23 protein-coding genes and 1 pseudogene are annotated in these 22,597 nt (G+C 66.7%); 9 read left to right on the top strand and 15 right to left on the bottom strand.

Features of this window, described 5'->3' with window-relative positions; genetic code table 11:
• Window positions 1-55 precede the first annotated feature (55 nt).
• Window positions 56-1,189 (bottom strand): metallophosphoesterase, encoded by a 1,134-nt coding sequence (locus tag AB0F86_RS10590; protein WP_356983449.1) that lies wholly within the window; start codon window positions 1,187-1,189, stop codon window positions 56-58.
• Between the two features lie 226 nt (window positions 1,190-1,415).
• Between AB0F86_RS10590 and AB0F86_RS10585 the strand changes: the two genes are divergently transcribed.
• From AB0F86_RS10585 to AB0F86_RS10570, 4 genes are read left to right on the top strand one after another with little or no spacing between them, the layout of a single operon-like run.
• Complete coding sequence (locus AB0F86_RS10585; protein WP_356983447.1) at window positions 1,416-2,255, top strand: SDR family oxidoreductase; 840 nt, start codon at window positions 1,416-1,418, stop codon at window positions 2,253-2,255.
• A complete protein-coding gene (locus AB0F86_RS10580) occupies window positions 2,252-3,355 on the top strand; it encodes a hypothetical protein (protein WP_356983445.1) in 1,104 nt (367 codons plus the stop codon). Before AB0F86_RS10585 ends, AB0F86_RS10580 begins: the two co-directional genes overlap by 4 nt.
• Complete coding sequence (locus AB0F86_RS10575) at window positions 3,352-4,200, top strand: sugar phosphate isomerase/epimerase family protein (RefSeq protein WP_356983443.1); 849 nt, start codon at window positions 3,352-3,354, stop codon at window positions 4,198-4,200. The genes AB0F86_RS10580 and AB0F86_RS10575 overlap by 4 nt, the downstream gene beginning before the upstream one ends.
• A gap of 8 nt (window positions 4,201-4,208) precedes the next feature.
• Window positions 4,209-5,027, top strand: coding sequence for an alpha/beta hydrolase (locus tag AB0F86_RS10570; RefSeq protein ID WP_356983441.1), 819 nt, complete (start codon window positions 4,209-4,211; stop codon window positions 5,025-5,027).
• Window positions 5,028-5,063: 36 nt separating this feature from the next.
• On the opposite strand, the gene AB0F86_RS10565 is transcribed toward AB0F86_RS10570, so the two are convergent.
• Window positions 5,064-5,426 carry a MerR family transcriptional regulator gene (locus AB0F86_RS10565; RefSeq protein ID WP_356983439.1) on the bottom strand — a complete coding sequence of 121 codons (363 nt, stop codon included), beginning with the start codon at window positions 5,424-5,426 and terminating at the stop codon, window positions 5,064-5,066.
• Window positions 5,427-6,002: 576 nt separating this feature from the next.
• Here AB0F86_RS10565 and AB0F86_RS10560 point away from each other — a divergent pair.
• Both AB0F86_RS10560 and AB0F86_RS10555 read left to right on the top strand, forming a co-directional pair.
• Complete coding sequence (locus tag AB0F86_RS10560) at window positions 6,003-6,200, top strand: hypothetical protein (RefSeq protein WP_181699982.1); 198 nt, start codon at window positions 6,003-6,005, stop codon at window positions 6,198-6,200.
• The gene (locus AB0F86_RS10555; RefSeq protein ID WP_356983437.1) at window positions 6,197-7,507 is read left to right on the top strand and encodes a replication-associated recombination protein A; all 1,311 of its coding nucleotides are present in this window, start codon (window positions 6,197-6,199) and stop codon (window positions 7,505-7,507) included. The genes AB0F86_RS10560 and AB0F86_RS10555 overlap by 4 nt, the downstream gene beginning before the upstream one ends.
• 18 nt (window positions 7,508-7,525) lie before the next feature.
• On the opposite strand, the gene AB0F86_RS10550 is transcribed toward AB0F86_RS10555, so the two are convergent.
• The 10 genes and pseudogenes from AB0F86_RS10550 to AB0F86_RS10505 form a co-directional block, all read right to left on the bottom strand.
• Window positions 7,526-8,836, bottom strand: coding sequence for an FAD-binding oxidoreductase (locus AB0F86_RS10550; protein WP_356983436.1), 1,311 nt, complete (start codon window positions 8,834-8,836; stop codon window positions 7,526-7,528).
• 257 nt (window positions 8,837-9,093) lie between these two features.
• On the bottom strand, window positions 9,094-9,822 hold the full coding sequence (locus tag AB0F86_RS10545) for a UDP binding domain-containing protein (RefSeq protein ID WP_356983434.1): 729 nt from the start codon (window positions 9,820-9,822) through the stop codon (window positions 9,094-9,096).
• Window positions 9,749-10,435 (bottom strand): annotated as a pseudogene (locus tag AB0F86_RS10540) (nucleotide sugar dehydrogenase); the annotation flags it as partial. The gene AB0F86_RS10545 and the pseudogene AB0F86_RS10540, both read right to left, overlap by 74 nt.
• Window positions 10,428-11,372, bottom strand: coding sequence for a glycosyltransferase family 9 protein (locus tag AB0F86_RS10535; protein ID WP_356983432.1), 945 nt, complete (start codon window positions 11,370-11,372; stop codon window positions 10,428-10,430). The gene AB0F86_RS10535 and the pseudogene AB0F86_RS10540, both read right to left, overlap by 8 nt.
• Window positions 11,373-11,436: 64 nt before the next feature.
• Window positions 11,437-12,000, bottom strand: coding sequence for an SIS domain-containing protein (locus AB0F86_RS10530; protein WP_356983431.1), 564 nt, complete (start codon window positions 11,998-12,000; stop codon window positions 11,437-11,439).
• A gap of 229 nt (window positions 12,001-12,229) precedes the next feature.
• Complete coding sequence (locus tag AB0F86_RS10525; protein ID WP_356983429.1) at window positions 12,230-13,102, bottom strand: glycosyltransferase; 873 nt, start codon at window positions 13,100-13,102, stop codon at window positions 12,230-12,232.
• Window positions 13,099-14,721, bottom strand: a complete 1,623-nt coding sequence (locus tag AB0F86_RS10520; RefSeq protein WP_356983427.1) for a carbamoyltransferase C-terminal domain-containing protein — start codon at window positions 14,719-14,721, stop codon at window positions 13,099-13,101. Before AB0F86_RS10520 ends, AB0F86_RS10525 begins: the two co-directional genes overlap by 4 nt.
• Window positions 14,722-14,802: 81 nt before the next feature.
• The gene (locus AB0F86_RS10515; protein ID WP_356983425.1) at window positions 14,803-15,768 is read right to left on the bottom strand and encodes a UDP-glucuronic acid decarboxylase family protein; all 966 of its coding nucleotides are present in this window, start codon (window positions 15,766-15,768) and stop codon (window positions 14,803-14,805) included.
• On the bottom strand, window positions 15,765-16,976 hold the full coding sequence (locus AB0F86_RS10510) for a glycosyltransferase (RefSeq protein ID WP_356983424.1): 1,212 nt from the start codon (window positions 16,974-16,976) through the stop codon (window positions 15,765-15,767). Before AB0F86_RS10510 ends, AB0F86_RS10515 begins: the two co-directional genes overlap by 4 nt.
• 29 nt (window positions 16,977-17,005) lie before the next feature.
• Complete coding sequence (locus tag AB0F86_RS10505; protein WP_356983778.1) at window positions 17,006-17,974, bottom strand: glycosyltransferase; 969 nt, start codon at window positions 17,972-17,974, stop codon at window positions 17,006-17,008.
• Window positions 17,975-18,151: 177 nt separating this feature from the next.
• On the opposite strand from AB0F86_RS10505, the gene AB0F86_RS10500 reads away from it, so the two are divergent.
• The 3 genes from AB0F86_RS10500 (at window position 18,152) to AB0F86_RS10490 (ending at window position 20,216) form a co-directional block, all read left to right on the top strand.
• Complete coding sequence (locus tag AB0F86_RS10500) at window positions 18,152-19,027, top strand: glycosyltransferase (RefSeq protein ID WP_356983422.1); 876 nt, start codon at window positions 18,152-18,154, stop codon at window positions 19,025-19,027.
• Window positions 19,028-19,030: 3 nt separating this feature from the next.
• Window positions 19,031-19,927 (top strand): glycosyltransferase, encoded by an 897-nt coding sequence (locus AB0F86_RS10495; protein ID WP_356983421.1) that lies wholly within the window; start codon window positions 19,031-19,033, stop codon window positions 19,925-19,927.
• 103 nt (window positions 19,928-20,030) lie between these two features.
• Window positions 20,031-20,216 (top strand): DUF2795 domain-containing protein, encoded by a 186-nt coding sequence (locus tag AB0F86_RS10490; RefSeq protein ID WP_067489007.1) that lies wholly within the window; start codon window positions 20,031-20,033, stop codon window positions 20,214-20,216.
• Between the two features lie 977 nt (window positions 20,217-21,193).
• On the opposite strand, the gene AB0F86_RS10485 is transcribed toward AB0F86_RS10490, so the two are convergent.
• The 3 genes from AB0F86_RS10485 to AB0F86_RS10475 are packed head-to-tail and all read right to left on the bottom strand — an operon-like array spanning window position 21,194 to window position 22,518.
• Complete coding sequence (locus tag AB0F86_RS10485; RefSeq protein WP_356983419.1) at window positions 21,194-21,403, bottom strand: hypothetical protein; 210 nt, start codon at window positions 21,401-21,403, stop codon at window positions 21,194-21,196.
• Window positions 21,404-21,405: 2 nt separating this feature from the next.
• Complete coding sequence (locus tag AB0F86_RS10480) at window positions 21,406-21,879, bottom strand: DUF4440 domain-containing protein (RefSeq protein WP_225279447.1); 474 nt, start codon at window positions 21,877-21,879, stop codon at window positions 21,406-21,408.
• 36 nt (window positions 21,880-21,915) lie between these two features.
• Window positions 21,916-22,518: an AAA family ATPase gene (locus AB0F86_RS10475; protein WP_225279448.1), complete on the bottom strand. Its 603-nt coding sequence runs from the start codon at window positions 22,516-22,518 to the stop codon at window positions 21,916-21,918.
• Window positions 22,519-22,597: the final 79 nt, after the last annotated feature.

The following is a 22,597-nucleotide window of genomic DNA, read 5'->3' as shown; positions in this document are numbered from 1 at the left end:
CTCGGTGAGCATCGGGTGCCGTGAGATCAGCGGAGGCTCGGGAGCTGCCGCCCCCTCACCTCTGCGGATGCAGAACCAGCACGGTGATCTCGCTGGGCGCGAACACTCGCATCGGCGGCCCCCAGTACCCGGTACCGCGGCTGGTGTAGAGCTGGGTGGCGTTCGCGTGGCTGCTCAATCCGGAGACGACCGGCTGGTCGAGGCGGACCAGGTAGTGGAACGGCCAGATCTGACCGCCGTGGGTGTGTCCGGAGATCTGCAGTTCCACTCCCGCCGCCGAACTGTCGGTGACCTGGCTGGGCTGATGGGCGAACAGAACCACCGGCAACCGCGGGTCGGTGCCCGCGAGCGCGCCCGCGAGGTCAGGGCCGTGGCCTGGCACATCGGCGCCCGTGGGGTCGTCGATCCCGGCTACGGTCAACCTGTCCCCGTCGCGTTCGACGGTGCGGTGCGCGTTGTGCAGCGGCTGCCATCCGATCGAGGCCATGTAGTCCAGCCACGACTGGGCATCGTCGAGGTACTCGTGATTGCCGGTGATATAGAACCGACCCAGCGGCGCCCGCACCCCGGCGAGCGGAGCAACCTGATCGCGCCGGTCGTCCACCGAGCCGTCGACGAGGTCACCCGCCAGTCCAACGATGTCGGGTCGCTGCGCGTTGACTTCCTCGACCACCCGTTGCGACCAGCCCTCCCGATCCAGCGCGGCGAAGTGGGTGTCGGTGAGCACCACCACCCGCAATCCGTCGAGTCCCGGCGCCAGCCCCGGTATCGCGACGTCGACGGTGCGCACCTGCGGCACCCGCCGTGCCTCGTAGACGCCGTACCCGGTCAGCGCGACCGACACCACCACCACGGCGAGCGCGACAACTCGACTCGTACGAACTCCCCGTGCGCCGACCATCCGCAGCCCACCACGGACGACCAGCCCGATCACCGACCAGCTGAACAGCACCCACACCACCCCGAGCAGGACGTCCCCGACGATCGCTGCCGAGTCGATCCGCGGCGGCCCGTGCCCGAGGATCAGCGCGACCGGCAGGCAGATGTACCCGGCGACGAACGCCGCGGTGCCGACCCGGTAGAGCGGACCACTGCGTTCGGTGGGGGCGGCGATCAGCGCCCACCACGGCACAGCGAGCATCACCGCCGGAATCAACACGATCAGTACCAGTAAGACAGCGGAGCTCACGAAATCCCGTTCTTCACAAGGCGCCCCGGGGGCGGGACGCGGTTTCGTCGTGACGCGGCTATTGTGCGTCAGCGCGAGATGTCGGTGACGACCGGTGGACTTCGGTGGCGCGGCGTTCGTCCATCGCCCTGTAGCCCTCGCATGTCAGATTGAACCGCACCACCTGGGGTAACCGCGTCGCGGCGACACGAGAGATTCCGAGCGCGACCGACTTGGAGGCACGATCATGTCCCTTCCTGCCCAGCAGCAAACCCCTCCCGGTGTCACCGGCGAGATGAACCCGAAACCCGATCACGGCGAACACTCCTATCGCGGCTCCGGCCGGTTGAACGGAAAGGTCGCGGTCGTCACCGGCGGCGACAGCGGCATCGGACGGGCGGTGGCCATCGCCTACGCGCGCGAAGGGGCCGACGTTCTGATCGCCTATCTCGACGAACACGAAGACGCGGCCGAGACCGAGCGGTGGGTGGTCGCCGCCGGCCGCAAGTGTGTGCTGGTGTCGGGCGATCTGGCGGATCCGCAGCATTGCCGGGAGGTCGTCGACAAGGCCGTGCAGGAATTTGGCCGGATCGACGTGCTGGTGAGCAATGCCGCCTTCCAGATGACGCGCGATTCGATCACCGACATTCCCGATGCGGAATGGGACCACACCTTGGCGGTGAACCTGAGCGCCTTCTTCCATCTGACGAAGGCGGCGGTGCCGCATATGCGGTCCGGTTCGTCGATCATCGGGTCCTCGTCGGTGAATTCCGATGTGCCACCGCCGACGTTGTTGCCCTACAACGCCACCAAGGCGGGCATCGCCAATATGGTCGCCTCGCTGGCGCAGATGCTCGGCGAAAAAGGCATCCGCGCCAATAGTGTGGCGCCCGGCCCGATCTGGACGCCGCTGATTCCGGCGACGATGCCGACCGAGCAGGTGGAGAGCTTCGGTTCCCAGGTGCCGCTAGGGCGACCGGGGCAGCCCGCCGAACTGGCGCCGGTCTATGTCCTGCTCGCCTCCGATGAGGGCAGCTATATTTCCGGTGCCCGGGTCGCGGTGACCGGCGGCCAGCCGATCCTATGACCGGCGGCGGGCCCGCGCTGTACCCGCTGCGGCTCAGTGTCACCGCCAAACCATTGGTGTTCGGTGGACACGCGATCAGCCAACGCCTCGGCAAAACCGGTATCCCGGACTGGAGCATCGCCGAGACGTGGGAATGCAGCGACGTCGACGGCGAAGGCGCGCAGGTGACCAATGGGCCCCTGGTCGGCCGGTCGCTGCGCCGCTTGGTCAGCGAGTATCCCGAAGAGCTGATGGGTGCCGGTTGGACGGGCGACTACTTTCCGGTGCTGAGCAAGTTCATCGATGCGGCAGGCACCCTGCCGGTCCACCTACATGCCGACGACGAGACCGCCCAACGGGTGGAAGGTCAGCGCAATGGCAAAACGGAGGCCTGGCACATTCTGGCCGCCGCCCCGGGTGCCACGGCACTCTGTGGCGTCAAGGACGGCATCAGCCACGAACAATTGCGCGCCGCCCTGCGCGATCAGGACTTCGACGCGGTCCTACGGCGGCTACCGGTGATCGCCGGGCAGACGATCTACGTGCCCGGCGGCACCCCGCACAGTTTCGGGCCGGGCACCTTGATCTATGAAATCGAGCAGACCTCCGATATCCAGCAGCACGCCATGCACTGGAACATGGAGGACGGCTCACCGGTGAGCGACGAGCAGTTCGACACCAATATCGATCTGCTCATGCAAGAAGTCCGCCTCGATCACCGGCCTGATTTCGAACCCGGCTTGAAGATCGCCGTCGACGACGGGGTCCAGCGGGTATTTCTCTGTGCTGGACCGTATTTCGCGCTCGAACGGTGGCAGGTCGGCACTGTGCGACCGGCGCGGCGCACCTTCGCCACCGCGCAGATCCTGACCAATGTCGGTGCACCGGTGAGGGTGCGCGTCGGAGATTTCGACGAGGAACTCGCGAGTGCGCAATCACTGTTGGTGCCCGCGATATGCGAACAGGTCGAGATCGTCGGGCCCGCCGACGTCCTGTTCGGCTACCTGCCCGATCTCGAACGCGACGTCGACACCCCGTTGCGCGACGCTGGCTATTCGCAGGCCCTCATTACCTCCCTCGGTGCGGGCCGCCCCGAACCCCATGAGTGGAGGCAGGTATGAGTTCGATGCCGTTCGACTATTCGGTTAACCAATTCACCACCACCCCATGGTCCTTCGAACAAGACGTCGCGCACTACACCGAGGCCGGGATCGGGGTGATAGAGGTTTGCCAGGACAAATTGGACGCCGACCGTAGCAAGGAACAATTGGTGGCGGCCGTGGCTGCGGGGCTGGCGATCCAGTCGGTGCAGCCCTCGGTGCGCACCATGATTCCCAGTGCGGGACAGCCGGAACCGAAACAGCTGCCGCAACGGCTTGCGGCGTTTCGGAGCTGCGTGGAACTGGTGGCTCCCTTCGCCCCGGGCGCGGTGTTCGTCACCAATACCGGGCCCGCGCCGGGCGGTGACATGGTCGAAGCCATTGCCCAGACCGTGTCCGGGCATCGCGAACTGGCTGCCATCGCCGCCGATCACGGGGTGCGGATTGCGCTGGAGCCGCTCAATCCGATCTCGCTGAACCAGGAGAGCGCGATCTGGACACTGCGACAGGGCCTCGACATCGTCGACGAGATCGACCGCGACAACGTCGGAATCTGTTTCGACACCTGGAATCTCTGGCAGGACGGCAACGTACTCGACAGCCTGCGTGCCGCGGGCGACCGGATCTTTTTGTTGCAGGTCAGTGATTGGCGCACGCCCCGCTCGGGCGCGGACCGCCGCAGTGTCGGCACCGGCGCCATCCCGACCGGGCAACTGCTGCACGCGGTCTACGACATCGGCTACCGGGGACCCTGTGTGCTCGAGATCCTGTCCCAGGGTGTGCCCGACTCCGTCTACGACACCGACCTCGACGAACTCCTCCACACCAACCGCGCCGCTCTGGACAAGAGCTGGCACAACGATTGAGAGCCGCGATGGGATACGTGCGAGCCAGTGACGGAACCCGGTTGCACTACGAGGAATCCGGCTCGGGCCCACCGCTGGTCATGATCCACGGGTGGACCTTCAGCGGCCGGTTCTTCGACCGCAACATCCCCACACTGTCCGAACACGCCCGGGTGATCACCCTGGATTTGCGGGGTCACGGCGACTCGGACAAACCCGGATACGGGTACCGCATCGCCCGCCTGGCCAAGGACCTGCACGACCTGCTGACCGCTCTGCAGCTGGAGCGGCCGACGGTGCTCGGCTGGTCGCTGGGCTGCCCGGTGATCTGGAGCTACCTGGAATTGTTCGGTACCGACCGGCTGGCGGGTGCGGTGTTCGTCGAACAGACCCCACGTCAGTACTACGCGGTCGACTGGAAATACGCCCATAACGCTTGCTTCGACGACGCCGCCCTGGCCGCGTTGCAAGCCCAGGTCAGCGCCGACCCGGCCGGCCAAGATCGTCAGCAGCTGGCTACCATCATGCTCACCGAACCCACCGCCGAAGAACGCGTGACGTTCCTGGGGGAGATGGCCAAGTGCCCACCCCCGGTCCGTAACGCCGTCATGGCCGACCACACTCGCGCCGACTGGCGCGACCTACTGCCCACCCTCGACTTGCCTACCCTTGTCCTGGTCGCCCGCCAGGACAAGGTGTTCGACTGGCGGGGCCCGGCCTGGGTCGGCGAGCACGTACCGCACGCGCGAACGGTGTTCTTCGACAACAGCAGCCACGCACTCTTCTTGGACGAACCGGAAAGGTTCGATCAGGTCGTCGCCGACTTCGTTGCCCATCCGCGCGGGTAGCCCGGCATCAGGGCGTCCATCGCTCGGCGCAGCCGTTCAGTCTGCAGGGTGGGCGCCGTGGTGGTCGAGTCGGCGTTGGAGGTCGGTGTTGATGCGTTGGGCTTCGGCGAGCTGATCTTCGAGGATCACGATCCGGCACGACGCCTCGAGCGCATTACCCGCGTCGACGAGTTCGCGCACCCGCGCGGCGATGCGCAGCTGGTAGCGCGAGTAGCGGCGGTGTCCGCCCTCGGAGCGTTGCGGGGTGAGCAGCCGGGCCGCGTCGAGGCCGCGCAAGAACGCCGGCGTGACGCCGAGGATCTCCGCGGCGCGGCCCATGCTGTAGGCGGGGTAGGTGTCGTCGTCGAGTTTGTCCGCGGCGCTGGTGTTGCCGGCGGATTGGGTGTTCGGGTGTTGCACGAGGCCTCTCGGTTCAATGCCGGAAGGCCCCGGCGCGCTGGGCGCCGGGGCCTTGATTTTGGACTGAGGGATTGATTTCAACTGCATTCACCGGCCGTGGAGGCCCGGTCTGAGACACCGCATCCGACACTTCCCGGGACGCGGAACTGGTAAGGGACTACTCAGTGGCCACCACCTCCTGGATCGTCGGTTCTTTCTGCGGTACTGCACTGGTCCTGCTCTTCATCGTTCCCTCCGGCGGTCCGGCCGATTGCACCGGATTCTCTTCTCCGCCAGAGGGAACGGTCGAACTTCTTCCGGGCAGTTCACCTGCCCGGCCATCTGATCTCTCAACCGGAACGACAGCGACTGTATACCCCAGCGCAAACAATGTCTACACCCGCCACAGTAGTTATTGTGGATCGGATGGGCGCACATCAGCCGGGCCTCGGTAGAGTTCGGCGTCGGGAGCGGGAAGCGTCCACAGCGGTGCCGCGAACCGGGCTCCGACTCGTTCGGTGCGGTCACGATGAGCCTGTTCAGGCCTACCATCGCGAGTAGTCGAGGTTGCCGACACGTCGATGATCGGAGGGAGCTATGCCCAGCCACGCAACCCTCTCGGGGGAGCAGCTTCAGCGGGTCGCCCGCGAGACCGCGGCGGCGCTCGCTGACGTCGACCACGGGCGGCCTTTCACCCCGCATCTCGGGCCGGGCCGGGGCGTGACGAAACGGCTCGTCGAGGATCTGGTGCACCACTCCTGCGACCTGGTCGCCGAGCACGGGAAGAAATCGTGAGCGAAGAGCCGCCGTCGCTGTTCGAGGCCGACGACGCTTCCCGCCCGCTGGCGGACCGGTTGCGGCCCCGGACCCTGACCGATGTCGTCGGTCAGGACCATCTACTGGCCGAGGACGCCCCGATCGGCCGGATGGTCGCCGCGCACCGGTTGGCGTCGATGATCCTGTGGGGCCCGCCCGGCTGTGGGAAGACCACCATCGCCCGGCTCCTCGCCGAACGGACCGACCTCACCTTCGAACCGTTGTCGGCGACCTTCTCCGGTGTCGCGGACCTGCGGAAGGTGTTCCACGCGGCGCAGCGACGCAAAGAGATCGGACAGGGCACGCTGCTGTTCGTCGACGAGATCCACCGCTTCAACCGTGCGCAGCAGGACTCGTTTCTGCCCTATGTCGAGGACGGGACGATCGTCCTCGTCGGCGCGACCACGGAGAACCCCAGCTTCGAACTCAACGGCGCATTGCTGTCGCGCTGTCAGGTGTTCGTCCTGAGACGCCTCGACGCCACCGCCCTGCGCGCGCTCATCGGTCGGGCCGAAACTCTTCTCGGCCCGCTGCCACTCGACGAGGACGCCCGGCAGGCGCTCGTCGCGATGGCAGACGGGGACGGCCGGTACTTGCTGAACATGATCGAGCAGGTGCAGGCGTTGCCCGCACCCGTCGACCCGCTCGCCCTCGCCGCGGCGGTGCAGAAACGGGCACCGCTCTACGACAAGTCGCGGGAAGGCCACTACAACCTCATCTCCGCACTCCACAAATCGATGCGCGGCTCCGACCCCGATGCGGCTCTGTACTGGTTGGCGCGGATGCTCGACGGTGGCGAGGACCCGTTGTTCATCGCCCGCCGCATCACCCGATTCGCCACCGAAGACGTCGGCCTTGCCGATCCCGCCGCGGTGCAGCAGGCCCTCGCCGCATGGGATGTGTACGAACGGCTCGGTTCACCCGAAGGCGAACTCGCGATCGCGCAGGCGGTGCTCTATCTGGCGACGGCGCCGAAGTCGATCGGGGTGTACCGCGGCTTCGGCAAAGCCCGCGCCGCGGCGAAACGCACCGGCTCCCTGATGCCACCGGCGCACATTCTCAACGCCCCGACCCGGCTCATGAAGGACCTGGGTTACGGGGCGAACTACCAGTACGACCCCGATACCGAGACCGGCTTCTCCGGGGCGAACTACTTCCCCGACGGCATGCCACGGCAGACTTTCTACGAGCCGACCACCGGCGGATACGAGGCCGAGATCACCGAACGACTCCGCCACTGGGCGCGACTCCGCAAGGGCAGCGCCCCCAGCTCCGACACCGACTGATGACGCGAATCGTGGGTTTCAGTGGTGGAGTGGGAAGTTGGCTCGGATGGTGTTGTGGGGATCGCGGGTGGTTTTGATCTGTCGCAGGCGCGCAAGGGTTTCCGGGTCGAAGGCGGCTGAAGCCGTCTCGCCGGGGGCGAGGAAGGTGTAGGGCTTGGAGCCGGTGATGTGGGGGCCGAGGGCGTCGAGGATATCGGTGAACCTGGTCTGGATGTCGTCGAGCAGGTGCGGAAGGCCGAGGCCGAGCAGGTAGAGCGCATACGGCTCGGTGACGGGCCCGCGGGCGCCACCGTCGGGCCGGGTTTCGGCGAGGGCGCCGCCGAGGCCGCGGAGCTGGATGTTGAGCAGCGGCGCGACCGGCGCCTCGATGAGGGTTTTGACGACCGCGTCGTCCAGGTCGGTGAGCAGTTCGCCGCGCGACAGCGAGGGGCTGGGGTCGGTCGGTTCGGCGGTGATCCGGCCGATCTGGGCGGGGGTCAACGCGCCTCGGGTGTCGGTGAGGATTCCTTCGATGCTGTCGAGCCGAGTGGTCAGCGCGCGGCCTTCGTCCGGTTCGCCGAGGTAGGCGAAGTCGATGGCGACGGTCGGTGCGGCGCCGGGGATCTGGTAGCGCTGCAACCAGACCGACAGTTCGGATGGTGCGTCGGTGGTGAGTTCGGTGAAGAGGTCGAACACCGCGCGGGTGCGGTCGGCGGGCCACATCACGCGGCCGCCGTAGAGGCGCGGCAGCGGGAACAGGTCGAACTCGATCTCGGTGACGATCGCGAAATCGCCACCGCCGCCGCGCAGCGCCCAGAACAGCTGCGGGTCGGAGTCGGCGGTGATCCGAGCGCATCGGCCGTCGGCGTCGACGATCTCGAAGGCGCGCACCGCGTCCGCGGCCCAGCCGTATTTGCGTGCGAACCAGCCGAATCCGCCGCCGAGGGTGTAGCCGGTGACGCCGACGACCGGATTGCTACCGGCTAGCCCGGTCAGCCCGTGCGTAGCCGCGGCGGCTTGGACGGCACCCCATTGCACGCCGGTACCGACCCGGGCCGTGCGGCGCTCGGCGTCGATCTCTAGACGGTCAAGGGCGGCGGTGCGGAGGAGGATCGCGTCCTCGATGCCGCCGGTCGCGCCGTGGCCGGTTGTCTGCGTGACCACTTGCCGGTTCGTGCTGCGCGCGAATTTCACCACGTCGGCGGCGTCCTGGGCGTCGGCGACCGCCACGACACCCGAAACCGGTTGCGCCACAGCAAGATTCCACGGCTGCACCGCCTGGTCGAATCCCGCGTCACCGGGCAGCAGCACACGTCCACGGACCGCACTACGCAATTCCTCGATACCCATTGCCATGTCCTCGCTCGCTGTTGTTGCTGTGTTTCGGGTTGCTGCCTGGTTGACGATGTAAGGCAGGAAAGTGTGACATGGGGTGGGTGAACCGGACTTTCGTCGTGAACAAGAACGCCGGTCACCGCCTGACGGCCCCGATATCCGGGTGCGCTGTGACCAGCGGCCGCTCGCCACGACCCGGTCGGCGGGCCCAGCAGTTCTTCCATCGCGCTCAGTGCGCAAGCCGTAAGGGGCGCCGAACAGCCACTACCCGGCTACTTCGACCGATCCCTCAATCCGGCAGGGTCGGATGACCCGATGCCCGACACCGTGAACCCTGTGCCGTTCAGTGGTTGTTCATCGAGCAGGTTGCGGGTGTCCACGATGACGGGGTGTTCGACGGCGCCGGCGATCTTCTTCCAGTCGAGGGTTCGGAACTCGGGCCACTCGGTGAGGATCAAGATCGCGTTGGCGTCCTTCGCGGCGAGATACGGGTCGTCGACGACCTGGATTCCATCGGGGCCCGCCGCGAGGTCGTGTGCGCCGGATTGCGGCACGCAGGGATCGTATGCCGTCACGACGGCGTCGTGGTGGGAGAGCTGACGAGCGATGGCGACGGCGGGGGAGTCGCGTAGGTCGCCCGTCCCGGCTTTGAACGCGAGTCCGAATACCCCGATCCGCATACCCGCGAGGGAGCCGTCGACCGTCCCGGTGACCGCCCGACGGACCTTGCGCAAGACCATCGCGCGCTGGTGATCGTTGGCACGCACAGCGTCGCGGACGATGGCGAAGTCCACACCGGAGGCCTCTGCTACCGCCAAGAGGGCGCGGGTGTCCTTGGGCAGGCACGAACCGCCCCAACCGGGCCCGGGGTGCAAGGAACGACGGCCCGATACGCGCGTCCTTGCCCATCGCGTCGGTGACCTTCGAAATGTCGGCGTCCACGTGTTCGCACAGTTCGGCCACCGTGTTGACGAAGGAGAGTTTGACCGCGAGAAACGCATTGCTGGCGTACTTGGCGAGTTCGGCGCTTGCCGTGTCGGATCGCAGGACCGGCGCATCCGTTCCCTCGTAGAGGCCTGCGACGTGCTCGGCCGCTTCGTGATCCGGCTCATCCGCACCGACGACCACGCGGTCGGGGTGCAGGAAGTCGTGCACCGCGTAACCCTCGCGCAGGAATTCCGGATTGCTGACGACCGGATGTCGGTGACCGGTCAGCGCGGAGATACGCGTCGCGGTGCCGACGGGCACGGTGGACTTGGTGACGAGCACGCAACCCGGAGACAGGATCGGACCCAGAGTTGCCAGCGCGTCCTCGAGGATGCTGAGATCCGCTGTGCCGTCCGGGCCCATGGGGGTGGGAAGGCACAGCAGTACTACTTCGGACTCGGCCAGTGACTGCGGGTCGGAAGTGAAGGTCAAGCGTTCCTCGGCGAGTCCTTCGCAGACCAGCTCCGGTAGGCCCGGCTCGACTATCGTGACGGTGCCCGCGCGTAGGGCTTCGACCTTGGATTCGTCGTTGTCCAGACAGGTCACATGGTGGCCCAGATGTGCCAGGCACGCGGCACTGGTGAGGCCGACATAGCCCGCACCGACCACACCCACGCGGTTACCCATGGCGCGCCTCCTGTCCGATCAGTGTCGCCGCGGTCGAAAGCACTTGTTGCGGTGTGATGGAGAGCAGTCCGGGATCAGGTCGGTCGGCATGTGGATCGCCGACTACACCAGCCCAGAGCGTGATGTGACTGCGCGCGTCGGGGGGCGGCCCCCACACACGCGGTGGGGTCGGTCCGAACAGCAGGACCGAGGGTGTGCCGAAGGCGGTGGCGAGATGACCGACACCGGTGTCGCCGCAGACCACCAGAGCCGCGTCGGCGACGATCGCGGCGAGTTCGGCCAAGTCGGTACGGCCGGCGTACACCGCGGAGGGCGGTAGCCCCGCATCGCGTGCGACCGCGGTTGCCAACGGAATCTCAGCCGCCGAACCGGTGACCACTACCCGATGACCATCGGCGCTGAGCTCCCGGGCCACCGTCGCGAAATGTTCAGCGGGCCAACGTCGCGCGTTCGACGCCGCGCCGGGATGGATCACGATCACGTTCGACTCCGCCGCGGCGATATCCGGCTTGGGCAGCGCCAGCGCGCGCGGATCGGTGTCGATACGCGCGTATGCCAGCAGCCGACACCACCGCTGCACCTCGTGCAGTTCCGCAGACCACCGGGGCCCGGGGATCTCGGGAAAATCCGGGTGCCGATGAGTCAGCATCGTGGCGGGGCGCACCGCCGCCAGGTCCCGAATGCTCTGCGGCCCACTGCCGTGCAGGTTCACCGCCATCCTGGGCGATGCGCCGCTCCACCGCAGGGCGCCCAAGCCTGGAGTCGGCAGCAACTCGTCGACCGCGTCGATCAGGTTCACCAAGGGGCGCAGCGGCTCCGGCGCGGCGAGCACCAGGCGATCATCGGGGTACGCGGTCCGCAGCCCCCGCAGGGCGGGCACGATCGTCAGCAGGTCGCCGAGACCGAGCGCGCGGAGCACGAGAATCGTGCTGGTCAAGGCAACGACCTCGCTTCGGTCGTGCGCCGTGGGTGCGACTGCGAGCTCGCGCCGACCACGGTCCTCATGTCGGGATTCCCAGCGCCTCGTCGAGCGACTCGCACAACGCGTGCACCATGACCAGATGAACTTCCTGCACGGTGGCCGTGCTGGGCGCGTCGACCGGCAGCGCGTCATCGCAGAGCGCGGCGAGGGGATTGGGCGCGGGCCCGGTCATCGCCCAGGTGGTGACACCTATCTCCTGCGCGGCCTTGGCCGCCGCGACCACATTCTGGCTGGTTCCGCTGGTGGACAACAGCACGAGCACGTCTCCGGTCCTGCCGTGTGCCCGGACCTGACGCGCGAACAGTTCGGACTCGCCGTAATCGTTCACGATCGCGGTGCCCGCGGAGGTGTCGGCGTGCAGCGCGATCGCCGAGAGCGGCCGTCGTTCGTTGCGGAAGCGCCCGACCAGTTCCGCGGTCAGATGCTGGGCTTCGGCGGCGCTGCCGCCGTTGCCGCAGGCCAGCAATCTGCCACCGTTGTCGAATACCGTGGCCAGTTCACGGCCCCACCTGCGAAGTCCCGGTGCCAAGGAACGGTTCCGCTCCAGCGCACTGGACAAGACGGCGAAATGATCCTCGTTCAAGACCTACCTCCTGTTCGCGGACTCGCTTCCGGTGGTGAATTCTTCCGCCGCCGAAACCATCGACGGATCGGCGAGGTCGGGAACGTCCCTTATGACGGTGTCGTCCCGGTCGAACAGCAGGGTCGGCGGTGAGCTGGGCGTCGCGTGGCGATGCCGTATCTCGCCGCGGAACCGATACCAGCATGCGGCAGGCGGGATCAGCGCACTGGTCACCACCATTCGCCCGATCTCACCTGCGGTTCGAGGGCCCTGCACGATCCGGCGCGCGGCGAATTCGGTCGTCAGCGCCGCCCATGCCACCGCTTAAACCGAGCGCCGAGCGCCGACGACCCGCCATGCCTGAACTCACGGCGGCAGCGCCCAGTGCGGTGGTGAACGCGTGGCGGCCGAGCATGCCGGGTCTTTCGCCGATCCGCTGCCGCCACCGAGGGCCGAACTTTCGCCGCATCAGCGCGTTGTCGTAGTTGCCCCGTTGGGCTCGAACACTGGCCATCGGCCCCGACCTACGCGTCGGATGGGTGGTGACCCGATCACCCTCGGCGATCCGGTAGCCGGCCAGGCATACCCGCATCGCCAGATCGGCGTCTTCGCGAAAGGCACGGGGAAAGCGTTCGTCGAAACCGTCGACCGCGAGGAGCGCCGCTCTGCGGTAGGCCATGTCGGCGGTGATCCAGCGCGCGACGGCCAAGCCCGCCGTTCCCCGTTCCTCATCGGTCGGTTTGCGATCGGTCGGCAGCGGCACCTCGATGTGCGCGGTGGAAGCGGCCGTCGTCTCATCGAGACCCGCGAGGTCCTCGGCCAAACGGTTGGGCCAATCCGGTGTGGTGACGACATCGTCGTCGAGGAAGGCCACCCAGGTTCCCGACGCGTGCCGCCAGCCGACATTTCTCGCGGCGGCCGGTCCGCGACCACCGGAGTGCAGCACCCGCACCTGCGGCGAGGTGTCCACCAGCGGAAGTTCGCCGCCGTCGGGGCGATCGTCGACGACGATGATCTCCCTGGGCAGCGGGCCGGTGGCGGCAGCGAGCGCGCGCAGCAATACCCGCAGGCTCTCGCGGCCTGTGGTCGGTATGACGATGCTGTAGTCGATGGGCGGATTCATCGGCGCCACACCAGGAACGGGCCCATAGCGAGCAGGTCGATCGGCGCGGAACCGAAGCATTCGAGTGCGTCGCGGGGGGAATCGACCATCGGTCTGCCCGCGGTATTGAGGCTCGTATTGACCACGACAGGCAGACCGGTGCGCCTGTCGAATTCCGAGAGCATCCGGGCCAATAGCGCATTGTCGGCAGGGTCGACCGTCTGCACCCGCGCGGTGCCGTCGACGTGGGTGACCGCCGGAATCCGGTCGCGCCAGTCGGCGGCGACATCGTGGACGAACAACATGTAGGGACTGGGCAGCGGCCCGCGCGAGAAGATCTCCGGTGCCCGGTCCGCGAGCACCATCGGGGCCACCGGCCGGAACTGCTCGCGGCCCTTCACATCGTTGAGGCGCTCGAGGTTCGCTGCCCGACCGGGGTGGGCCAGCAGCGATCGGTGTCCGAGTGCACGAGGGCCGAATTCGGCACGGCCCTGGAACCAGGCGACGATGCCGTCGTCGGCCAGGGCTTGCGCCACATCGGCCGCCACATCGTCCGAGCGGGTGTATCGGACCTTCGCCGCACGGAGAATGGATTCGAGTTCGGAGTCGCTCCACTCACGGCCCAGGTCGGCACCCCGCATCGGGGCGACGGGTTCACCGAACTCCGCGGCCAATTGCAATGCCGCGCCGAGTGCGGTGCCTGCGTCGCCCGCGGCCGGCTGGACCCAGACGTTGTCGAACGGGCCTTCGTCGTGCAGACGCGTATTGGCCACGCAATTCAATGCGATACCGCCTGCCAGCGTGAGGTTGCGTTGACCCGTTTGCCGATGCAGCCACGTGATCAGCTCGAGCAGCACGTCCTCCAACCGGCGCTGAACGGTCGCGGTCAGGTCGGCGTGCTCGCTGCCGAATTCACCGCCGTGCCCGGCCGGCGCGAAACTCTCCCACGGCACCGGCTCGGTGCGAAATCCACCGTCACCGGTGGTGTACAGCAGTTCCCGGAACTGGTCGAGAAATCGCGGCTTGCCATAGGAGGCCAGGGCCATGACCTTGTACTCGTCGCTGGAACGCTCGAATCCGAGGTGCTGGGTGAGATCCTCGTACATCAACCCCAGCGAATGCGGCAGCCGCTGGGACGCCAGTTCCACGAATTTGCCGTCCCGGTATTCCCCGGCCAGATAGGACGTGCTCTCCCCGCGTCCGTCGGCGACCAACACCGCCGAATCACCCAGCGGCGCCGCCAGCGCCGTCGACGCCGCGTGCGCGACGTGGTGGCGGACGAAGCGGACGATCGCTGGATCCAGACCGGGCAATGCGGCGCGCAGAAAGGCGGGCGCGCGGCGGGCGTAATCCGTTCGAGTCTGCTCGCTCTGCTGGTCGAGACCGCCGAGCGAATGATCGACCAGGCCCGGATCGTAGGAGTAGCCCACCGCGTCGAGCTGATCGGGGCGTATGCCTGCCTGCGCCAAGCACCACGCGGCCGACTGCTCGGGCAGCTCCCACGTCGAGAACGGCACCGGTCTCTTACCGTGCTTGCGGCGGCTGAATCGTTCCTCTTCCGCCGCCGCGACGATTTCGCCGTCGACGATCAGCGCCGCGGCGGGATCGTGGAACACTGCGTTGATTCCGAGAATGCGCAACGGCTCGCCTTTCTCATCGAGGCGACGGGAGGTTGCGCCTCCCGCCGCTACCTGCGTACGCGCTACCCGGCTGAGTCGGGGCTAAACCGTCCGTGCCACGCCGCATCGCTGCCGGGCGAACCACTCGATCGTGCGGCGCAGCCCCTCGGTCCGGGTGATCATCGGCTGCCAGCCCAATTCGCTTTGTGCCAGCGAGATGTCGGGGCAACGCCGCTTCGGATCATCGACCGCCTCCTCGATGTATTCCAACGTCGACGTACTGTCGGTGGCGATGCGGATCTCTTCGGCGAGCGCCCGCACCGACAACTCGTGCGGATTACCGATGTTGATCGGTCCGGGATGACCTGACCTGGCCAATGCGCGCAATCCGAGCACGGTGTCCTCGACGTAACACAGCGAACGGGTCTGCTCACCGGTGCCCGCGACGGTCAGCGGTGCGTTCGCCAACGCCCGCGCGATGAACGTCGGCACCACGCGGCCGTCGTCGGCGCGCATGCGTGGCCCGTAGGTGTTGAAGATCCGGGCGATGCCGGTGTCGACTCCGCGTTCGCGGCGGTACGCCATCGTCAACGCTTCGGCGTACCGCTTGGCTTCGTCGTACACGCTGCGCGGGCCGATGGAATTGACGTTGCCCCAATAACTCTCGGGCTGAGGATGCACCGCGGGATCGCCGTAGACCTCGCTCGTGGACGCGAGGACGAAACGCGCGTGATCTCGCTCGGCCAGTTCCAGGGCGTTGGTCGTGCCCAGCGATCCGGCTCGCAGCGTCTCGATCGGTAGCCGCAGATAGTCCGGCGGCGAGGCGGCCGACGCGAGATGGTAGACGACGTCGAAGGATCCGATGTCGGGAAACGGCTCGGTGACGTCGTGCTGGAGCAGTTCGAAGCCCGGCCGATTCAGTAGCCCTGCCACATTCTCGGGAGTGGAGGTGGCGAAGTTGTCGACGGCGACGACGTCGGTGCCCGCCGCGAGTAGTTGCTCGCACAGATGGGACCCGACGAAACCACAACCGCCGGTGACCAACGCGCGCTTCGCGGCGGTACTCACTGTGCTTGCCTTCGCTCGTCGGCGACACGTCCGCCGGCGGTCCGGCGATAGGCACGCAGCGTCTCCACCGCGACCCGATCCCACGAATAGCGCGTATGGACGCGCTCGTGTCCGGCCGCACCGTACCGGCGCCGAAGAGCGGGTGCGTCGATCAATTCGCGGATCGCCGCTGCCGATCCGGCGGGATCACGCGGGGGAACCAGTGTGCCGGTGCCGCCGTCGACGACAGTGTCGACGAGACCGCCGACCGCGGCGGCCACGACAGGAATACCGCACGCCATGGCCTCGAGTGGGGTGATGCCGAACGGCTCGTACCACGGTGTGCACACCGCGACGTCGGCTGAACGCCACAGGGGAGCCATCTGTGTTCGGGGCACCTGGCCCAGCATGTGCAGCCGGTCGCCGACGCCGAGGTCGTCGGCCAACCTCAGCAGCCGCTGCGCTTCCGGGTCGTCGGCCAGTCGGCCGTCCGGTCCGCCGACCAGTACCAGTTCGGTCTCGGCCAGCTCCGCGAGGGCGGTGACGGCGATGTCGAAACCCTTTCGCGGCACGAGTCTCCCCACATCGATGAGGCGGTGTTCAGCTGTCCTCGCGGCTTTGGGCCCCTCGGGGGAGAACTGGTCGAGGTCGACGCCGCACGGAACCACCGATGTCCGGTGGCGCGGAACACCCATTCGAGCGAGTTCGAATACTTCGTCAGTGCAGGTGGCGATGATCCGGTCTGCTTGCTCGGCCACCTGCTGTTCCAGACGCAGCCGCTCGGGCGGGCTGGTGTCGGCGTTGCCCTGATACCGACGTTTCACGACACCCAGTGCGTGAAATGTCTGTACCACCGGGATATCGGTGTCGCGAACGGCGGCCAGGGCGGCCAGACCCGACATCCAGAAATGGGCGTGCACCACGTCGGGGCGGTCTTCGCGCCACCGGGCGCGCAGGAAATTCCCGAATTCCGGCATATAAGGCAACAGTTCGTCCTTCGGCACGGGATGCGCGGGTCCCGCCGGGACGTGCACCACGCGATAACCCGGTGCGGTGGTGACAGTCTCGGGCACCCACGCGCTCTCGCGCCGTGTATACACCGTGACGTCGTGACCCTGCCGGCACAGGGCTGCGGACAACTCCGCGACGTGCACGTTCTGTCCGCCGGCATCGACGCCACCCAAGGTGGCGAGCGGGCCGGCGTGTTCGGACACCATCGCGATCTTCATGTCTCCGCCTTTCTGACCTGGATGCCGCCTTATCCGGTGATCTCGGCCAGTAGGCGATCCCAGCGATGCAGGAAGCTTTCGAGGCCGTAGTGCTCCAGCGCGAACTGCCGTCCCGATTTCCCCGCGAGCACCGCCAGATCGGGTTCGTGGAGCAATTCGCGAAACTTCGCCGTGAGGGTGGTGACGTCCGTGGAGAGAGCACCTGCCTCGGGCGGTACCGCGCTGACCGCCTCGGTGGTCGCCAGCGCCACCACCGGCATCCCGAGGTGCATGGCTTCCAGCAGCGACAGTCCGAGCGAAGTCCACCGCGCGGTGTGCAGGTACACGCGCCTCTTGGCCATCTCGGGGTGCAATGCCGACTGCCGCAGATCCGCTATCCCGTTGATCGGATGCTTGGTCGGCTCGTGCGGCCGGAAGTCTTGCGCGCCGATCCCGTAGAGATCGACCGGACCTTCGCGCGCGAAGCGGGTCAGCAGATCGCTGCCGGTGATCCGCCCGCGCCGCATCGGCTCGTTGATCAGCGCGACACCGTGCGGTAGTTCGCCGGTGTAGAGCTCGCCGGGATCCACGATGCCGTGGGGGATGACACAGGTGGGCGCTGTGCCGTTGTCCCACATCACCTCGTTGAAATGGGTGACGTGCACGACCGGTACATCGGTTCGATCCGCCATCGGATGCGCGGTGAGCGCCGCGCTGGGACGCGGAGTGTTGTGCTCTACATAGACGGCGGGGATGTCGACGCCGGGTCGGCGCCCGAGCCATCGATGCGCGAGGTCGATCTCCTCGGGACGCTGCAGCACGATCACATCCACCTCGATGTCGCGCAACGCGCCGACGGTGACCTCGTCGGCATTCGGCCAATCGCGTCCGCAACGGCCAAGGCCCCAGGGCCCGCGCTCGTCGGTCACCGGTAACAGATAGCGATGCGGCCCTTGGACGAAGGCGGTAGTCCACGAGCCGTGCACATGCCACAGAAGAATTCTGCGCGGGCTGATCATGTCGTGGTTCTTGCCGTTCGCCGCGTGATCAAACCGCACGGTGCCCCGCTGATTGGCGCGGCGGACACCGGGTATGTGTCGAGGCATGTGCGTATTCGTCATCGGATGGGCAAATTTCTGCACGATGGACGCATTGATTTCGGAGTCGCTCGAGGAGCTGCTGCCGGGGCGCGCGTCATGAGTACGAGCAAGATCACGGTCGTCATCGCCACCCGAAATCGCGCGACGGAATTGGCGAGAACGCTCGCCGAGTTGTGCACGCTGCGTCCACGCCCGGCGATCGTCGTACTCGACAACGCATCCGACGACAACACCGCCGACACGGCCGAAACATTCCCAGACGTACACGTAGTCCGGTTGGCCGACAATCGTGGAGCGGCCGCCCGCAATCTCGGCGTGGCGATCGCCCGAACACCGTACGTCGCCTTCAGCGACGACGACTCCTGGTGGGCAAGCGACGCGCTCGCCGAAGCCGAACGGATATTGGACTCCTATCCACAGGTTGGCCTGATCGCCGGACGCACCCTCGTCGGCTCGGAACATCGAGACGATCCCGTCAACGAACTGATGGCCGAAAGCCCGCTCGGACACGATCCGGACCTGCCCGGTCCGTCGGTTCTCGGCTTCCTGGCGTGTGCGGCGATCGTGCGGAAAGAGGCGTATGCGCAGGCCGCCGGATTCAGCCCGCTGCTGCATTTCGGTGCCGAGGAACGATTGCTCTCGCTCGACCTGGCCGCCCGCGGTTGGCATCTGTGTTACGTGCCGAGGGTGCGGGCCCACCATCACCCCTCCACCCACCGACCCCCGCCGGCGTGGCGGCGGCGGGCCGAACAGCGCAACAACGCCTTGATCACCTGGATGCGGCGACCACTACGGCAGTGCGCCGCGGAGTCGCTCGACCTGGTTCGCCGGATCGTGCGCGAGCCGCAGACGCTGTTGACCGTCGCCGAGATCGTCCAACGGCTGCCGAAAGCGTTGGCACAGCGGCATCGTCTGCCCCCGGAGATCGAAACCCGAGCCAGGACACTCGAACTCGCCCACACAAGGAGCTGACCGATGTCGACACACCGGATGACGGTTGTCATCATCACCCGTGACCGGCGTGACCAGCTGCTGCAGACCCTCGCGCATATGACCGCGCTGCCCGACGCGGCCCCGATCATCCTCGTCGACAACGGTTCCGCCGACGGCACGGCCGACGCGGTCGCGGCGAACTACCCGCAGGTGCACTTGATCCGCTCCGCTGAAAACCTGGGTGCTCTCGGTCGAAACCTCGCCGTCGAACGGGTGCGAACGCCCTACGTGGCATTCTGCGATGACGACACCCGTTGGCAGCCCGGTGCGCTGACTCGCGCGGCGGATCTGCTCGACGAGTATCCCGGCCTGGGATCGGTGACGGGACGCTGTCTCGTAGCACCCGACCTGCGTGAAGACCCGATCACTCCCGAATTCCGCGATTCGCCGATCTCCGGCCCCGACTGGCTGCCCGGGCCCGCGGTCCTGGGCGTGATGGCCGGCCTGTCCGCCTTCCGCGTGCGCGCGTTCGAGGAGGTGGGTGGCTTTTCCCGGCGCCTGTGGTTCGCGGGCGAGGAGGAGTTGCTCGCGTTGGATCTCGCGGCACACGGGTGGTGGATGTGCTGGGTGGAAGACATGATCATCCACCACGAGCCTTCCCGCACCCGCGATGCCACCCACCGTCGCGGGCTCGGAATTCGCAACACTCTGTGGACCCTGTGGTTGCGCCGACCGGCCCGCAGCGCGGCCCGCCGTACCGCCGACATCCTCAGATCGGCCCCCGCCGACCGAACGACGGCCGCCGCCGTATTTGCGGCCCTACGCGGGCTGCCATGGGTATTGCGCGAACGACAGGTACTGCCCGCCCATGTCGAGGCGGGCCTCGTCCTGCTGGAAGCCTCGCAACGCAACTCGACCGCCCGACGCTACGTCGGCTAGTCGGCGTGCCTCACGAACCATCGACCTCTTCGCACCTGCTTAGAAACCGAGCGCGGTGGTAAGCCCCCCACGTTGTCCGCTATCCAACCGAAGGGAGCACAGCATGAGCCAGATCAACCCGATCCAGGTCCAGAAGTACCTGTCCGGCATCGACTACCCCTGCGATCGCGACGGCATCGTGAACACAGCCCGCAGCAACGGTGCGGACTCCGACATCCTCGACGCTTTGCAGGACCTGCCCGACCGCACGTTCGACGGGCCCAATGCAGTAAGCCAAGCGATTTCCTGACCACGCGATCACGCCCGCGAACCGGCCGGACCGACCCGGTCGGTTCGCCAACAAACGACAATGGATGCCCTCGGCCGCCTTATCACGGCGATCACGCAGTCACCGAGCGCTACGCCCCGGCGCCGTCTCGCGCCTTCGGCAGGCGACGGAGTTCAAAAACGTGGCATTCTTTGGATTTTGACCGACGTCGAATCTCCTGAAAGCGAAACCTCTCCAACCGAGGTCAGAGGGGTTTATCACTGTCGGGCTGACAGGAATTTAACCTGCGACCACCTGGCGACGGTTCACGTAGACCCGAACTTTGGCGCGCCGCATCCTGGTTGCTTCCCATCGTTTCCCGCTGTTTCCGGCTATTTCTGTGTGATTAATGTGTGTTGGGTCGAGTACCGCGGACGCGGCTTTGCTGCGCTTTCGAGAAGTCGTCAACTGCACCGGTGCTCGGTCGGTGTCGTGACGATGGACCTGCAGGCCGCTCGATGGACGGCTAGGGTGCGGTGACGCTGCGGTATTACGGTGGCTGCTGAGGGCGCGTGATGAGGTGGTGTGTATGTGGAACCGGATGCTGGTCTGCCGTGTTGGCGATATCGGCCTCGGAGCGGTCGAAAGTGAATGAAATTTGGCTGGCTGGTCTGCAAACGCGCAGGTCAATTAGTGTGCTCCCCGCGCGAGCGGGGATGAGCATTGAGGGCCTTGTGCGGCCCGTAGTTCTTGACTTGTTCCCCGCGAGCGGACCCCTTCGACGCCCGACAAGCCAAGGGCTGGTGGTGCTCCCCGCAGCCCTCGCGACCACCACCGCCGCGACCGGGTTCCCGGCCTTGGAGCCGTGTTCCTCGGCGCTCTGACCACCATCACTACCGCTGTCGACCTTGCGGCGGGGAAATTCGCGTTGATCGGCAGCGGGGCGGGAGCGTTTCGGTCGCCCGACAAGGCAGGCGCGTCGGAAGGGGCCGACTCGCGGTCGGCCCCAGGCAGCGAGACTAGTCGAACGACAGGTAGACCAACTCGAATCCCCGCTGACGAATTCCGGTGATGCCGATGTCGTCGCTGCCGTCGTCGAGTGCAGGATCGTGGAACCGCAGATGGGACGGAAGCCCGCGTTTGGTGGTGGGAAAGGTCGCGTACCACTGAGGTTCGCCAACGGGCCCGGTCCATGCGAACCCGTCAGCGGGGAACCCGACCCAGGCCATGATCAGTCCGCCGCTGAGGCGTTGGCAGTGCGGGCACGAGCAGGTTTCCCTGTCAAGTTCACCTGTTCAAAGGTCGAACCGGGTACAGGGGTTCCCTGGTGGTAGTACATCCTCCAGCTTGTGTCGGCAAAACCCTTGCGCCACAACGAAGATCGAAGTACTCGCCGCCCATCGTGGTTGGTCTGATAGGTCAGATGTACCAAACCTGGTGCCAGTAGAACACCGCGAACATCGGAGACCTCGATCCGCTGGTCGTCCGCCGAGCCCGACATCGTGGGCAACTCCGCGAGCATTTGGTGCCGATCCCATCGCCGACCAGATGCGCCAACCTCCACGAACTCTGGATGCAGCAACACTTCGGCAAGTTCGCGTGATCGTCGAACGGCCGGGTCGAGTAGCCGCATCTCCGCAGCGACAGCTTCCCGTACTTGTTCGTCGGCATCGCGTGCGGTTGGCGGAATTTGCGGTTCGTTCATCGGCTTCGCCTCTTCAAATGTTCGTCATTTGGTCGGCTATGTGCTTGTGTCCAAGTCGACCGGGGTCGGGGCATCGTGAAGCCTGTTCGTGATGAATCGCGCGATGGCGTCCAGGCCTGGTCGGTATCCGTTGGTGGTGTCTACGGTCATTTCCGCCACGTCCATCTTTACTGGTACGAAGGAGTCGGCAGTGCGGGTTCCGGCGGCGATCTCGGCGATAAGGTCGGCGTCGTTGTGGGCGCGGCGGTGAGGGTCGTACTCGGCGCGGTGGGTGATGCGGTCGTGCAGGACGTGTTGTGGCGCGGTGCAGTGGATGATGCGGATTTCGGCGAACTTGCTCAGCCTGAGCAAGTTCGGGCGCCAGAGTCGGTCCTGGAAGGCCGCTTCGGCGACAACGCTGACCTCGGCGCGGGCGAGCACGGTGAGGGTGTCGAAGAAGGCATGCAGGACCGGGATGTTGAGGTCTTCAAAGTCGGCGTCGCGGGGCCCGGCGGCCAAGACCATGCCCTGCTTGATCTCGTCGCGGATGATCGCCGGGACACCGATCAGATTGGCCAGCGCGTGGGCTAGCGTGGACTTCCCCGCCCCCGACGGTCCCGAAACGATGACGAGCACGGGTGCGGCATGTGGAGGGGCCATGGGGCATTTTCGCATGTCAGGCATCGTCGGCCCCCGTCGGGGCTGACCGCGAGGGCTGCCCAAAACTGCTGGTAGACCA

Origin of the sequence: Nocardia sp. NPDC023733 (assembly GCF_040639775.1) — a bacterium.
GTDB classification, from domain to species: domain Bacteria; phylum Actinomycetota; class Actinomycetes; order Mycobacteriales; family Mycobacteriaceae; genus Nocardia; species Nocardia rosealba.
The sequence above is the reverse complement of the archived record's forward strand: the minus strand, read 5'-3'. Positions and strand labels throughout refer to the sequence as shown.